Here is an 8,724-nt window from a genome sequence, read left to right on the forward strand (position 1 = left end):
CGAAGATTCTACTGATGAGTCAATTAGGGCTTACTCAGAGGCAGATTTGAGAAATGAGCGATTACATAGACCTGAAATCTTCGCGCCAAAATTCATTACGATCGCACCTGGTACAGCCGGCCATCGCGGAGCTGGACGACTGGGAAATTGGACGTTCTAACCAGGTGCTCGTCGTGGGTGGTGACGATCACGGTGATGCCGATAGAGTTGAGCTTTTTGAGAATTCTGATCACCTGGCGCGAGTTATCGGCATCCAGGTTGCCGGTGGGCTCATCCGCCAGCAGCAGCGGCGGCATCCCCACCACGGCTCGGGCAATGCTGACGCGCTGCTGTTCACCGCCCGAGAGCTGGCTGGGAAAGCAGTCGGCCTTGTGCTGTAGTCCCACCATTTTTAGCGTCGGCGGCAGACGGCGGCTGATCTCCTTGCGATTGTAGCCCTGGGCCCAGAGGACAAACGCGACGTTTTCTGCAACGGTGCGCCGGGGAATCAGCTTGTAGTCCTGAAAGATAATGCCGATACGTCGGCGCAGCAGGGCCAGCTGATTGCCGCGTAGATTGGCCAGATTAAAACCGCCGACGGTGAGGCTGCCGCTGTCAAACTTCTCCTGACCGTAGAGCAGCTTTAGCAGAGTCGATTTGCCTGCCCCAGAAGGTCCCGTAATAAACAGAAAGTCGCCCTTGCGCAGCTCCAGGCTGACGTCAATCAGCGCCTGCGACCCGTCGGGATAGGTCTTACCAACCTGCCGCAAGCTGACGCTAGGCGTCGTGGAGGCCGATTTTGTCGCCGGCTTCGAGGTTGCTTTAGCAGCGCGTTGCTGTGCCCTAATACCTGAAGGCAGATGGACGCTGCGGCGATCGGGCGGTGACTTGACAGGAGCCATGGGTAGAGCCAGAAGAATTGTGACGGCCTATTGTACTGACATTCCCACGGATTACAATCCGCCAAACCACTGACCGACCAGCTGTGCTATTTTACCGTTGGCCTGTAGCTCCCTGAGGGCGGCGTTGATGTCGCGGGTTAGGGTAGACTTGGGCGGCAGCGCGATCGCGGCTCCCAGCGGCTGGTCGGCGGCCAGAAAAGCAGCCCGCAGCCCTACAGACTGCTCAACCGCGATCTGGGCCACGGTCGCATCGAGCAAAATCGCATCCAGACTGGCGGCCTGTAGCGCCTCAACCAAGGTCGCCGTATTGTCAAAGGTGACAACATTCAGTTCCGGCGTGATCTCAGCCTGCCGCTCAGCAAAGGCCGCCTGGGCCGATGGGGCAATTACCCCCACCCGCAGATAGCTGAGGTCAGTTGGGTCGCCCTGCGCCCAGTCCTGCGGCACCACCACCGCATGGCGCACGCTGTAGTAAATATGAGAAAAATCGACCAGCTGCTGACGGCGTTGGGTCGGTCGCAGCCCCGCCATGACAAAATCGATTGGGCTTTCTGGCAGGCTTTCGGCAGGCGGGGCTAGCTCAGAACTCGCCGCAGCTTGGGCCTGGAGCGTCGGCAGCAGGTCCTCAAACGCCAGCTCAACGATCTCCAGCGGATAGCCCAAGATATCCGCGATCGCGTGGCCCAAATCAATATCAAACCCAACCAGGCGAGTTTCGCTATCTATCGTCTGGGTAAATTCGTAGGGCGGATAGTTCGCCGCCGTAGCCATCACTAGCCGAGTCCGCACCGCCGGGGGCTCCGCCACTGTTTGGGATTGGGACTGGACGGACTGACAGGCCGCAGGTAGGTGACTCGAGATCGCGCCTGCCGCTAAATAGATTAGAAACCAACGTCGCTCCATCGGCTAACGCTTTCGCCACTGATAGAGCACGGCGCTCCAGGCAAACTGTGGCAGGGCCAGCATCCGCCGCCAGCGCCAGGGTTCCTGATAGAGCCGGTAGAGCCATTCCAAGTGGCGATCGCACATCCAGCGGGGGGCTCGCGTCTTCACCCCGGCCCAGATATCAAAGCTGCCGCCGATGCCGACCCAGGTCGCCTGGGGGCAGAGCTGGCGATGGGCATCGATCCACCGCTCCTGCCGGGGGACGCCCAGCCCCACAAAGATCACGTCAGGCTGGAGGCGGCGCAGCTGCTCTAGAAAATGACTGAGGTCGGGACCAGCCGCATAGCCGTGCTGGACGGCGACCAGGTTTAGTGCCGGACGCTGCCGCTGCCAGAACTGAGCCGCTGTCTGCGACACCTCGGGCGTGCCACCGTAAAACACCACCTTGTGTCCCGGCTCCAACCGCTCCAGCAGCTCAGCTGCCAGCTCAATGCCGGGACAGCGCTTGACCAGACGCCGCTGCAGGCCGCGAAAGTAGAGCTCAATTCCTGCCCCGTCAGGAATCACCAAGTCGGCGTTTTGGATCAGCCGATTTAGCTCGGCATTTTGTCTCGCCTGCATACACATTTCCGCATTTAGCGTCACCACGTGGGTACTCTGGCGATGGCGCAGCCGTCCCAGCAGCCAGCCTACATAGTCCTGACTTTGGTGTACGGGGAGCCCCATCACACTGAGCCGCTCTAGCCGGTCTGCTAACATTGATTCTCCCTAGGGCCTCCATCGGGCCTTTTCAGGGCCTGTAGGCCCTAACGCTGTCCCTCACTGTAATGCGAAAGGCGACCGTTCGTGAACGGTCGCCTCAAGTTTTCCAAAAATTTTTAGCCGCTAGACCATAGGCAACCCGCTAGTAGTCGGGCTCCTCTTCATACTCCATCACTTTCTTTTTCTGAGGAATGTTCAGCGGCTGGGCTTCATAGACCTCTTCGGGCTCTTCCCAAACGTCGCTGGTAACGTCTACATCTTCGATCGGGTAGTCGTCCTGCCAGCTGTCTTGGGCTTCGGCCTGCTGGGGCGCGCGATCGCGGCGCGGTGCGGCCTCTTCCCGCCAGCGTTCATCGGCGGCTGGAGCGCGGCGAGCAGCGGGCGGTACCGGGGTCTGCACCCCGGAAGGCAGCTGATTCGAGGCGGAGACCGGCATCCGGTAGCCGTCATCCAGATTGCGTTCCCAGGGCGGCGTACCCAGCCCCAGCCGCTCCAGAATCCCGACCGTCAGCTGCACCATCTTCTTCTCGCTATCTTCGAAGACGATGATCCGGTCGGGGCCGGTGCTGGCGATTTCTTCCACTGGCAGCTCATAGGTGCTCAGCACTGGGTCGGGAATCTGCGGCAGGCCGAAGGAGGCAATCACCAGAGTTTCGAGCTTGCCCGTCACCACGTCGAACTTGAAGCCGCGCACCCGCCCGAGCACGTCGCCCGACTCGGTAATCACTTCGCTATTGACCAGATTGCTATAGGGCGTGACGTTGACATCGGCATCGAGCACGGTGTCGTCATCGACTAAAACGACGTCGCCAATCTGGCGAATGCTGCTCAGCAGCATCACCTGTTCAGAATTGGAGAGCACGTTGGATAGAATATTTTCCCGCAGCCCCAGTGCCACTACCTCACCGCGATCAATATCAACCCAGAGCTGGCTCACCATGCCCAGACGGCGGCCCGTGCTGCGGGTAATCACCTGGGTGCCTAAAATGTCAGATCGCAGTCGGCTTTGTTCAAAGGTCATAGGGTAATTTCGAATACCGCTAGGCAAACGCGATGACGCTTTGCCAATATCTCACTATTCTAACCAACTATTATAGCCAATCACTCTGCCTTTTCTCCAAATCGCCTCTAGCCCCCTCTAGCCCTCCAGGGCTAAACGGGAACGACGACGCTGATGTAGCCAGGGCGGGCTAGGAAGAAGCGCTTTTAGCTAAATTGATCCCCAGCACCTGAGTGTAGGCTCCCCGGGCCTGGGTGACGCCAATCGTTCGCTCCGCCGACTCGATCATCGGTCGCCGTAGGCTAACCACAATGAATTGAGCCTGCTGGGCCTGCTGCTGGATCATCTTAGACAGCCGCTCGACGTTGGCCCCATCCAGGAACATATCGACCTCATCGAAAGCATAGAACGGCGAGGGGCGGTAGCGCTGGAGGGCAAAGATGAAACTGAGCGCGGTCAGCGACTTTTCGCCGCCAGACATCGAGGCCAGCCGCCGGACGGGCTTGCCCTTGGGGTGGGCGACCAGATTCAGCCCGCCGTTGAAGGGATCTTGGGAATCATCGAGCTGGAGGTAGCCGTCGCCGTCTGACAGCTCAGCAAAAATCGACTGAAAGTTTTCATTCACCGCGACAAAGGCTTCTTGAAAAGCCGTCCGCCGTAGGGTGGTGAAATTCTCAATCCGCAGCAGCAACTCCGTCCGTTCGGCTTCCAGCGTCGTCAGCTTGTCGGTCAGCTCGACCAGCCGCTCCTGGGTGCGGTTATATTCCTCCAGCGCCAGCATGTTCACCGGCTCCAGGGCCTCAATCCGCCGCTGCAGCGACTTCAGCGACTTATGTAACTCCTCCAGGCTAAGCTCAGCCGGAATCTCGGGCAGCGGCTGGGGCAGGGTTTGCCGGGTTTGGGCGATCGCGCTTTCTAGCTCCGCCAGCTGCTGCTGCCTGGCCTGCTGGGTTTCGGCCAGCTTTTGCTGCTGCCATTCCAGCTGCTGGTGCTGGTGCCGCTGCTCCCGCAGCCGGTGTTCGGCCCGGTCGCGCTCGGTCTTCTCGGCGGCCAGCTTCTGGTCGAGGGCCGCGATCGCGGCCTGGGTCTGGGCCATCGTCTGCTGTAGGACCTGCTGCTGCTGGCTCAGCTCGGCCTGCTGGTTGAGCTGCTGCTGCTGCTGCTGCCGCAGCTGGCCGACCAGCTGCTGGGCCGCTTGGATTCTTTCCTGGAGCCGCTGCTGCTGACCGACTAGCGCCTGCTGCTGCCGCTCTGCCTGCTGCAGGGCCGCCTGCCGCTGGTTCAGCTGCTCCTCCAGTTCGCGCACCACCGCCTGGGCCTGCTGCCACTCGCGGTGGGTTTGGGACTGCTCCAGTTCGGCCAGCGCCTGCCGCTGCTGCTGCAGGGCGGCCTCCTGCAGCAGCAGCGTCATCGCCAGCGCCTGGAGGCGATCCCGGGCGATGGCCTGCTCGTGCTCGGACTGGGCCAGCTGCTGCTGCGCTAAGGTCAGCCGCTGCTGCACTTGCTGCTGCTGGGTCGCCGCCTGGCTGGCCCGCAGCTCTTGCTCCCGATAGGTCTGCCGGGCCTCGATCAGCGCCTGAGACTGGGACTGGACGGCGGCGGCGGCAGTCGCGATCGCCTGCTCACAGCGGCGGAGGATCTGCTCAATCTCTTGCAGGCGCCGCCGCAGCGCCTGGGCCTCGGCTGACTCGCCGGGGTCTACCGTGCCAAAATGCAGCCGTCCCCGCTGCTTCAGGCTGCCGCCGGTAATCGCGCCGCTGGCTTCCAGCACTTCGCCGTCCAGGGTAACCATGCGAAAGTCGCCCAGGTGTGGACGGGCCGCATTGAGGGTTTCGAAGACCGCCGTACCGCCAAAGACAAAGGCAAACACGTCCTGATATTTCGGGTCACAGTCAATCAGGTTGACGGCGTAGTCTACAAAGCCGCTGGGCCGATCCCAGGCGGGCAGAGCCTTGAACCGGGGCACGCGAATTGAGTTGAGCGGCAGAAAAGTAGCCCGCCCGGCCCGCTGCCGCTTCAGCAGGTCAATGCCTTTGGCCGCAACGCCGTCATGCTCGACGACTAGGTAGCCCAGCCGCCCGCCCGCAGCAATTTCTAGCGCCGTCTGATATTTCGGATCGACTCGCCCCAGCTGGGCCACCAGCCCGCAGATCCCCGACAGTCCGCTGCGCACCAGCAGCTCCGTCGCCTGGGTGCCCTGGGTCTCCTGTAGCGCCTGCTCCTGGGCTTCCAGTTTGTCCAGCTCCCGCTGCTTCTGCCGCTGCTCCAGGAGCAGGCGGCTCTGGGTCTCTTGCTGGGTCTGGAGCTCGGCCTCGGCCTCAGCGACGGCCTGAGCCAGTGCTTGAATTTGGCTAGGCTGCACTGGGCTAGCATCAGCGCTGGCGGCCTGGGAATCGGGTAATTCCTGGGTCAGAGACTGAACCGCCTGCCGCTGGCTGGCGATCTGCGACTGGAGCTGGGCCGTCCGCTCTTGGAGCCGCACTTGCTCGGCCCGTAGCGGCTCTAGCTGGCCGAGCTGGGCCTCAATCTGGCGGCGCTGGTCGGTCTGCTGCTGCACCCAGGTCTCAGAGGCACTTGCGATCGCGGTCGTCGCTTCTCGGCTCTCCTGAAGCTGCTGACGGGCCTGGACCTGGGCCGCCTGAAGAGCCGTCAGCTCGGTCTCCGTCAGGGTTTGCAGCTGCTGCTGGGTCTGCCCGAGGGTTTGGCCCTGGGTTTGAATCTCCTGCTGGGTCTGCTGGAGGCGCTGGGCGATCTCCGCCGACGAGGCCCGTAGTGCCTGCTCCTGGCGGCCTAGCTGGCGCAGTTCGGCCTCCTGGGTAGCCAGCTGGGCCTGCAATGCCAGATGGTCATCTTCACCCAGCGCCTTGACCTGGGCGTTGAGCTGGGTCAGCGCCGCTGAGGTGGCGGTAATCTGCTCGTTCTGGGCGGCGATCTGCTCGGTCAGGGCTGTCGCCTGCTGCCGCCCCTGGGCGATCTGCTCGGTCAGGGTTTGGGCCTGGGCCTGCTGCGATCGCCATTGCAAAACCACCTCCCACTGCATCTGGGTTTGCAGCGTCGCCTTCAGCTGCTGATACTTTTCGGCTTTTTTGCGGTCCTGGTCGAGCCGCTCTAGCTGGTCGTTTAGCTCCCGTTCAACGATTTGAAAACGCTCCTCGCGCTCCTTTACCACGTCGAGCTTGGCCCGGGCCTGGTCAATCTTACGGTCAAAGGCCGCCACGCCCGCCAGCTCATCAATAATTTCTCGCCGCTCGCGGGCATTCATTGAGATGATGCTGGTCACATCGCCCTGCAGGACGACGTTGTAGCCTTCTGGATAGATCCGAAAGCGCTGGAGCTGCTCATGCAGCTGGTTGAGCGTGCAAGGCTCCCCGTTGATGTAGTAGTTCGACGTATAGGTGCCCTGGGGGGTGACCCGCAGCCGCCGGGTGACTCGCCAGTCCTGCGCCAGATGCCCAGACTGACCATTTTGGCCATTTTGGCTGCTGAGCTGACCATTCTGACGATTTCCATTCAGGTGACTATGGCCATTCTGCACTCCGAATTTGCAGCTGCGGTCTGCGCAGCCATCGCCGGAGCCATCGACCTGAGCAGGCGGGTCGTTAGCTTCGTCACGCAGCAGCTCTGGATCGATATCGCTAATGTCAAAGGTCGCCGTCACAATGGTCTCAGCCGTCGTCCGACGCTTGGCCTGGTTTTGATTCACCAGGTCGGGTAGCCGCTCGGCCCGCATCCCCTTGGAGCTGGCCAGACCGAGGCAAAACAGCAGCGAGTCCAGGATGTTGGATTTGCCAGACCCATTAGGGCCAGAGATTACCGTGAACCCAGGCAGGAGAGGAACGTCAGTCGTTCCCCCAAAAGATTTAAAGTTAGAAAGCTCAACCCTTTTTACATGCACGGGGTCGTCACACCGTTTGCTAGGTACGGATGTACTAAATAAGATAGCATTGAAGTCGTATTTTTAACAAAAATAGGCTTAGCCTCACGGCTCAAAGTCTGATTTATTGAGTAACTTTTGAAGCATAGAGGATGACTGGGCAAATACGCGGCTAGAATTTCACAGAATCAGACTGGACTTCTATATTGGTCGGTTCCTATTTTGTGCGTACTTTTTTAGCACTTTTCGGCAGATTGATACAGAAAAGAATTCAAAGCGCTTCTAGTTTACTGACAATGGGGAATTGAGCAAGACAAAATGAGATGAGCGATCGCGCCGCTGCAAAATGTCCACCGTGTGCTGTTGAATACTGGTCGTCGTGCCCCAATCCGCTACCGAACCGCTCTCTCAACCTGTGCTCTTGGGCTTTGACCCGGGGCGGATAAAATGCGGCTTAGCCATCGTCGGCCTTGACCGCGCCCTACACCATCATCAGGTTGTCTTAGCCGCAGAAGTGCTGAGCCAAATCGAGGCCCTGCGGCAAACCTACGCCATTTCTGCGATTGTGATGGGCGACCAAACCGGGGCGAAGGACTGGCAGGCCAAGCTGACGGCTCTGGCCGATACGCCTCGGATTAGCCTCATCGACGAGCGCCATAGCAGCCTAGAGGCGCGCGATCGCTACTGGCAAATGTATCCTCCCAAGGGCTTAACCCGGCTGGTCCCCCAAGGTATGCGCAGCATTCCTCGCCAGATTGACGACATCGTAGCGATTTTGCTGGTCGAGCGATACCTGGACCGGCTGACTGGCAATCGGTAGCAGCTGAGCGGCTCTTCAAATAGGGGCTCAGCTGCTCCCCAGCCAAGAGGCTAAAGCTGAGCTCGAATCGTAAAAGAATAGTCCCCGCCCGGCTCTAGCTGATAGTCAAAGCGTTCTAAAAACCGACCCAGCGGCTCCTGAATCAGGGCTCGACCCAAGGACGGCTCTACTGTCAGCTGCCCCTGACGAAAGCGCCATTTAAACTGCCAAGAAAATTCGTTGGCGCGGACTTCGCCTTCAATTTTGCCCTGGGGCCAGGACTGGTGGGTAATGCGAACGTGGGCAGTAGTTTCGGGCAACTGTTTAGATTTTTGAGTCACGAGCGGCAAATAGTCAGCAGGGAATCAGCCCTTAGCGGATCAACTTTCTTTCGCTAAGATAGCGACCTCCCCCAGTTTGGGTCTACCCCCAGGCAACCCATCAAAAGTTATATCCCGATTCCCCCCACTCCCCTTTGACCGAATAACCTTACTGCGCGGGCTGGGAAACCCATCCCCTACCC

7 protein-coding genes are annotated in these 8,724 nt (G+C 60.3%); 1 reads left to right on the forward strand and 6 read right to left on the reverse strand.

Annotated elements, in window-relative coordinates:
* Positions 1 to 95 precede the first annotated feature (95 nt).
* From ftsE to smc, 5 genes are all read right to left on the reverse strand, one after another.
* The gene (gene ftsE, locus IQ241_RS11220) at positions 96 to 881 is read right to left on the reverse strand and encodes a cell division ATP-binding protein FtsE (protein ID WP_193907068.1); all 786 of its coding nucleotides are present in this window, start codon (positions 879 to 881) and stop codon (positions 96 to 98) included.
* Between the two features lie 51 nt (positions 882 to 932).
* Positions 933 to 1,784 (reverse strand): ABC transporter substrate-binding protein, encoded by an 852-nt coding sequence (locus IQ241_RS11225; protein ID WP_193907070.1) that lies wholly within the window; start codon positions 1,782 to 1,784, stop codon positions 933 to 935.
* A 3-nt stretch (positions 1,785 to 1,787) separates the two neighbouring features.
* The gene (locus tag IQ241_RS11230; protein ID WP_228021598.1) at positions 1,788 to 2,525 is read right to left on the reverse strand and encodes a WecB/TagA/CpsF family glycosyltransferase; all 738 of its coding nucleotides are present in this window, start codon (positions 2,523 to 2,525) and stop codon (positions 1,788 to 1,790) included.
* Positions 2,526 to 2,670: 145 nt separating this feature from the next.
* Positions 2,671 to 3,549 carry a PRC-barrel domain-containing protein gene (locus tag IQ241_RS11235; protein ID WP_193907072.1) on the reverse strand — a complete coding sequence of 293 codons (879 nt, stop codon included), beginning with the start codon at positions 3,547 to 3,549 and terminating at the stop codon, positions 2,671 to 2,673.
* Positions 3,550 to 3,718: 169 nt separating this feature from the next.
* On the reverse strand, positions 3,719 to 7,423 hold the full coding sequence (gene smc / locus IQ241_RS11240) for a chromosome segregation protein SMC (protein WP_193907074.1): 3,705 nt from the start codon (positions 7,421 to 7,423) through the stop codon (positions 3,719 to 3,721).
* A 358-nt stretch (positions 7,424 to 7,781) separates the two neighbouring features.
* Here smc and IQ241_RS11245 point away from each other — a divergent pair, with 358 nt between their 5' ends.
* A complete protein-coding gene (locus IQ241_RS11245; RefSeq protein WP_193907076.1) occupies positions 7,782 to 8,222 on the forward strand; it encodes a RuvC family protein in 441 nt (146 codons plus the stop codon).
* 50 nt (positions 8,223 to 8,272) lie between these two features.
* Here the strand turns inward: IQ241_RS11245 and IQ241_RS11250 are convergent, their stop codons facing one another.
* Complete coding sequence (locus IQ241_RS11250) at positions 8,273 to 8,542, reverse strand: DUF3146 family protein (protein ID WP_193907078.1); 270 nt, start codon at positions 8,540 to 8,542, stop codon at positions 8,273 to 8,275.
* Positions 8,543 to 8,724 lie beyond the last annotated feature (182 nt).

This window comes from Vasconcelosia minhoensis LEGE 07310 (genome assembly GCF_015207255.1).
Taxonomy (GTDB): domain Bacteria; phylum Cyanobacteriota; class Cyanobacteriia; order Phormidesmidales; family Phormidesmidaceae; genus Vasconcelosia; species Vasconcelosia minhoensis.

Coding starts and splice junctions, on each gene's coding strand:
- ftsE (WP_193907068.1), bottom strand. CDS start 881: ATGGCTCCTGTCAAGTCACCGCCCGATCGCCGCAGCGTCCATCTGCCT.
- IQ241_RS11225 (WP_193907070.1), bottom strand. CDS start 1,784: ATGGAGCGACGTTGGTTTCTAATCTATTTAGCGGCAGGCGCGATCTCG.
- IQ241_RS11230 (WP_228021598.1), bottom strand. CDS start 2,525: ATGTTAGCAGACCGGCTAGAGCGGCTCAGTGTGATGGGGCTCCCCGTA.
- IQ241_RS11235 (WP_193907072.1), bottom strand. CDS start 3,549: ATGACCTTTGAACAAAGCCGACTGCGATCTGACATTTTAGGCACCCAG.